Source organism: Candidatus Streptomyces philanthi (assembly GCF_059553635.1).
In genome coordinates this window covers 1-3855 of sequence record NZ_JCANQV010000417.1, presented here as the reverse complement: position 1 = coordinate 3855, position 3855 = coordinate 1, and the positions used below count along the sequence as shown (strand labels likewise).

The window sequence follows — 3855 nt, the reverse complement described above, 5'->3', positions numbered from 1 at the left end:
GCGCGGCGGGCCGGCCGACGAGGGAGATCGTCGTGGTGTCCTCGACGGGCCAGCCGAGGCGGGCGCACGCGTAGGAGACGGACGAGGGGTGCGGGAGTACGCGGAGGGGCGGCGTCGCGCCGTCCGGGGTCTGCTCCGCCAGTACCTCGGTCAGGGTCCGGCCGATGCCGTGGAACATGGGGTCGCCGCTGGCCAGGACGGCGATACGGCGGCCGGCGTGGGCGGCGAGCAGGCCGGGGACGGCCGGGCGCAGCGGCGACGGCCAGGGGACGCGGACGCCGGGGCACTCCGCCGGAAGGAGGTCGAGCTGGCGCGGTCCGCCGATCAGCGTCTCGGCGGTGCGCAGGGCGTCCCGGGAGGGGGCGGGCAGCCCGTCCCAGCCGTCGGCGCCGATGCCGACGACGGTGATCGCGGGGGGTGCGGGTCGGGGAGTCACTGCCGGGTACCTCGGGAATCGCCTGGCGGGTGGGGGGCGGGGGACGGTGCCGCACTCTACTGAGCGGTGTGCCCTCCGGTGTCCCCGGGGAGCCCGCACGGCACCAGTTGCACATGATGTGCAACTACACTCCATGGGCAGTAAGCCGCCCGAGGGCCGTACGGGCAGGGGCGGCCCGGTGTGCCGGAAGGGGCGCGCCGGGAGGGACGGACGGAGGTCGGCCGGTGGGCAGCACGGGCACGCCGGGAGGCACGGGTTCCCCCGTCGTCCTCGGCATCGAGTCGTCCTGCGACGAGACCGGTGCCGGGCTGGTGCGGGACGGGCGGCTGCTCGGGCACGCCGTGGCGTCGAGCATGGACGAGCACGCCCGCTTCGGCGGCGTGGTGCCGGAGATCGCCGCACGGGCCCATGTGCACTCCCTGATGCCCGTGGTCCGCCGCGCCCTGGACGACGCCGGGCTGCGCGCCGCCGACATCGGCGCGATCGCGGTCACCACCGGCCCCGGCCTCTCCGGCGCGCTCCAGGTGGGACTGGCCGGCGCCAAGGGACTGGCGTACGCGCTCGGCGTCCCGCTGTACGGGGTGCACCACCTCGCCGGGCATGTCGCCGCCGACACCCTCGCGCACGGGCCGCTGCCCGACCCGTGCGTGGTGCTGATCGTCTCCGGCGGCCACACCTCGCTGCTCCTCGTCCGCGATCTGGCCCGCGATCCGATCGTCCACCTCGGCGACACGCTGGACGACGCGGCCGGCGAGTGCTTCGACAAGGTCGCGCGGGTCTTCGGGCTGCCCTACCCCGGCGGGCCCGCCATCGACCGGACGGCGCGCGAGGGCGACCCGCGCGCCGTGACATTCCCCCGGCCGCTGGCGGCGGGCCCGCGCGAGCAGCGCTTCACCTTCTCCTTCTCCGGCCTGAAGACCGCCGCGGCCCGCTGGGCGGAGGACCACCGCGCCGCGGGCCGGCCGCTGCCGCTCGCCGACGGCGCGGCCTCGCTCCAGGAGGCCGTCGCCGACGTCCTCACCCGCAAGGCGGTCGCGGCCTGCACCGCACACGGAGTGGGGACGCTGGTCGTGGTCGGCGGGGTGGCCGCCAACTCCCGGGTGCGTGCCCTGGCCGAGGAGCGCTGCGCGGCGGCCGGCCTCACCCTGCGGGTGCCGCCGCTGCGCCTGTGCACGGACAACGGCGCGATGATCGCCGCCGTCGGCGACCTCCTCGTCCGCGCGGGCACCGCACCCGCCCCGCTCGACCTCTCGATCGACCCGTCCGCGCCACTGGAGCGGGCGTCCCTGCACCCCGTGGCCGGGGTGCGGGTGGCCTGACACCCTTGCCGCGTCCTTCCGCAAGGTTTCCGCAAAAGGGCGGGGCTTCTCACGTGGCCGTCCGCGGCCTCCGAATCCCCCTCACACCCCCACCCGATGCGCCTCCACCACCGGCACCAGCTCCTCCAACCCCGTGAACACATGCCCCCGCATGCCGAGTCGGCGGGCGGCGGCGACATTGTCCGGGCGGTCGTCGACGAAGAGGACGCGGTGGGGCGGGAGGGACAGGCGGTCCAGGCACCAGCGGTAGGCGGCCGGTTCGGGTTTGGCGGCGCCGATGCGGCAGGAGAAGGCGGTCAGGGTGAACGCGCCGAGCCAGTCGTGGCGTTGCTCGTAGTCGTCGGCGAGTTCGGTGGGGATGTTGGAGAGCAGGGCGGTCGGGGTGCCGTCGGCGGCGAGGGCGCGGACGTGGCCGACCATGGCGGGGTCGATGTCGCGCCAGCTCGCGAGGTCGGCGGCGATCAGCGCTTCGGTGCGCGTGGGGTCGAAGGTGGTGCCGAGGGCGGTGGCCACCGCGTTCCAGTAGGCGGGGCCGTCCTGGTCGCCGCGGTCGTAGGGCTGACGCAGCGACCAGTAGGCGTCCCAGAAGACGGCGCCCGGGGCCCCGGCGGCCTCCTCCAGGCGCCGGCGGCCCTCGGCGGACTGGTGGCGGGCGATCACCCCGAACATGTCGAAGAGCACCGCGGGCGTTCCGTCGGACATCGCGTTCCTCCTGTTCATACGGTGCGTACGGCCGTCCCGGCCGCGGTGAACGCGTCCACCGTGCCGTCGGGCGCCGCGGTGTCGGTGACCACGACGTCGAAGGCCGTGGCGGGGGCGACATGGGCCAGGGCGGTACGGGTGAGCTTGGGGGATTCGGCGACCGCGACGACGCGGCGGGACGAGGCCATCGCGGCGCGTTTGACGGCCGCGTCGGCGAGGTCGTAGGCGGTCAGGCCGTCGTGCGGGGTCAGTCCGCAGCAGCCGATGACGGCGGTGTCGAAGCGCAGGGCGGCCAGGGACGCCTCGGCGAGGGGGCCGGTCACGGCCAGTTCGCCGGGGCGGGGTTCGCCGCCGGGCAGCAGCACCTTGAGGCCGGGGGCGGCGACGAGCGTGTTGGCGGCGTGGAGGGAGAGCGGCATGACGGTGAGGGGGCGGCCGCGCAGTGCCCTGGCGATCTCCAGGCAGGTCGTCCCGCTGTCGAGGACCACCGATTCGCCGTCGGCGATCAGCCGGGACACCTCGGCCGCGATCCGCTCCTTGGTCTCGCGTCCCTCGCGGGCGCGCAGGGCGAACGGGGGTTCCGTGCCGCGCAGGACGAGGCTGCGGGCGCCGCCGCGGTAGCGCTCCAGGACGCCCTGTTCGGCCAGGTGTTCCAGGTCGCGGCGGACGGTCATCTCGGAGGCGCCGGTGAGGGCGGCGAGTTCGGCGACGGTCAGCCGCTCGGCGTCGCGCAGGGCCCGGGTGATCGCGGTGTGGCGCTCGGCGGTGCTGCTCGTCATGACCCTCATCGCACATCAATCATGTGCGCAAGTCAAGCTAGCGAACGCGTTTAATGTTCATTAGCCTCGTCGCGGTGAACACTTCCTCGCCTCCTGACCACCCGCCGCGCCTCGCCCGCGCGGCCACCTTCGGCTTCTTCGCCCTCAACGGCTTCGTCATGGGCATGTGGATCGTGCACATCCCCGCGGTCGAGCACCGGACGGGCATCGACCACTCCCTCCTCGGCCGGCTGCTGCTCCTCCTCGGCGCGGGCGCCGTCGCCGGGATGCGGCTGGGCGGGCCGCTCACCGACCGGTTCGGCGCCCGCCGCGTCGTCCCCGCCGGCGGGGTGCTGTGCAGCGCCGCCCTGGTACCGCCCGCCCTCGCCGACGGCCCGTGGACGCTCGCCGCCGCGCTGCTCGCGCTCGGCTTCGGCAACGGCGTGCTGGACGTGGCGATGAACACCCACGCCGTCCAGGTGGAGCGCCGCTACGGACGGCCCGTCATGTCCGCCTTCCACGCGGTGTTCTCGGTCGGCGGCCTGCTCGCCGCGCTCGTCGGCGCCCGGACGCTCGGCCGCGGCCTGAGCGTCCCGGCCACACTGGGCTGGGTGGCCGTCTGCGGTGTGGCCGCCACCGC

Annotated in this window: 5 protein-coding genes; 2 read left to right on the top strand and 3 right to left on the bottom strand. The window is 75.3% G+C overall.

Features of this window, described 5'->3' with window-relative positions; translation table 11 throughout:
* The coding region (gene cbiE, locus AC51EU_RS28135) for a precorrin-6y C5,15-methyltransferase (decarboxylating) subunit CbiE (RefSeq protein ID WP_496269906.1) at window positions 1-436 on the bottom strand (436 nt) is incomplete at its 3' end.
* A gap of 224 nt (window positions 437-660) precedes the next feature.
* On the opposite strand from cbiE, the gene tsaD reads away from it, so the two are divergent.
* Window positions 661-1755, top strand: coding sequence for a tRNA (adenosine(37)-N6)-threonylcarbamoyltransferase complex transferase subunit TsaD (tsaD, locus tag AC51EU_RS28130; protein WP_496269905.1), 1095 nt, complete (start codon window positions 661-663; stop codon window positions 1753-1755).
* An 81-nt stretch (window positions 1756-1836) separates the two neighbouring features.
* On the opposite strand, the gene AC51EU_RS28125 is transcribed toward tsaD, so the two are convergent.
* Both AC51EU_RS28125 and AC51EU_RS28120 read right to left on the bottom strand, forming a co-directional pair.
* Entirely contained in the window at window positions 1837-2457 is a 621-nt protein-coding gene (locus tag AC51EU_RS28125; RefSeq protein ID WP_496269904.1) for an HAD family hydrolase, read from the bottom strand.
* Window positions 2458-2471: 14 nt separating this feature from the next.
* Window positions 2472-3236, bottom strand: coding sequence for a DeoR/GlpR family DNA-binding transcription regulator (locus AC51EU_RS28120; protein ID WP_496269903.1), 765 nt, complete (start codon window positions 3234-3236; stop codon window positions 2472-2474).
* A 158-nt stretch (window positions 3237-3394) separates the two neighbouring features.
* Here AC51EU_RS28120 and AC51EU_RS28115 point away from each other — a divergent pair.
* The coding region (locus AC51EU_RS28115; RefSeq protein WP_496269907.1) for an MFS transporter at window positions 3395-3855 on the top strand (461 nt) is incomplete at its 3' end.

What these genes read in the sequence shown, in the direction of transcription:
- AC51EU_RS28125 (WP_496269904.1), bottom strand. Translation starts at nt 2,457, where the DNA reads ATGTCCGACGGAACGCCCGCGGTGCTCTTCGACATGTTCGGGGTGATC.
- AC51EU_RS28120 (WP_496269903.1), bottom strand. Translation starts at nt 3,236, where the DNA reads ATGACGAGCAGCACCGCCGAGCGCCACACCGCGATCACCCGGGCCCTG.